We start from the raw sequence: 871 nt of genomic DNA, 5'->3' as shown, positions 1-871 counted from the left end.
TGTGCGATTTTGGGGCAAATTTATCCTCACAGATACCGCCATAATTGCAAATGAATCATTAATTTTGTGGTCTAATTAACTAAAAGCGCAATAGATATGGAAGATATGTTCTCTTTAGGCAATGTTGGATTATGGAGAATGGCAAGCAATGGCTATATGTCTCTAACTGGAGAAGTGGGTGAATTATTCATTACCAAAATTTTAGGAACTATTATTCTTAAATTGAAATATAAAGATATTGTTTACGCAGTTTCAAAAAACGCAAATGAAAGATATTTTAGAGTACCAACCTCGGAAGGTGGATATTTCTTCTACTTTGACAGCTTTAATGAATTAAAAGAGACTATTGAAAAGAATAAATAACAATCTGATTTTTTTAAAAGTTCGCAGTATTTGCGGACTTTTTTTATACCCATTATGAAGATTAGATACTTCTTTCATTCATTACTTAGTTAGGCAACAAACCCATATACCTTATAATCTCTAATAAAACTACATCTTTCAATCCGCAGAATCTACGGGTACTTTTTTCGGGAAGAAATCTTCTTATAGTCCCCGTTCAAAAAAAGTACCTACTTATGCTATTATGAAGAAAAGAAGATGATACTTCCCTAATTACTTACTAAGGATATGCTTTAGAACACTTGGAGCTGCATTTATCAGCGTTTTATCTTTAGCTATTCAAAACCTTTCGCTAACTTTGCAACAATTTCAGAGGTCTTAATGCTCTGAAAGGACATATTTAACGAAAGGTGTTATTGAGATTATCTTCTTTTCTCAAATTCTCGCAAAATTTGAAAAGGCATGAAGATGATAGCAGTAGCACCCCACCATTTGATATATACCTACCTTATATCTATAAGGCTCTTAG

At 32.4% G+C, this 871-nt stretch carries 1 protein-coding gene; it reads left to right on the top strand.

Features of this window, described 5'->3' with window-relative positions; genetic code table 11:
• Positions 1–96: 96 nt before the first annotated feature.
• Positions 97–363: a hypothetical protein gene (locus QVP94_RS13645; RefSeq protein ID WP_021970885.1), complete on the top strand. Its 267-nt coding sequence runs from the start codon at positions 97–99 to the stop codon at positions 361–363.
• The last annotated feature ends 508 nt before the right edge of the window (positions 364–871 follow it).

Origin of the sequence: Parabacteroides sp. CAG:2, assembly GCF_000436315.1 — a bacterium.
GTDB lineage: Bacteria > Bacteroidota > Bacteroidia > Bacteroidales > Tannerellaceae > Parabacteroides > Parabacteroides distasonis.
The sequence above is the reverse complement of the archived record's forward strand: the minus strand, read 5'-3'. Positions and strand labels throughout refer to the sequence as shown.

What these genes read in the sequence shown, in the direction of transcription:
- QVP94_RS13645 (WP_021970885.1), top strand. Translation starts at nt 97, where the DNA reads ATGGAAGATATGTTCTCTTTAGGCAATGTTGGATTATGGAGAATGGCA.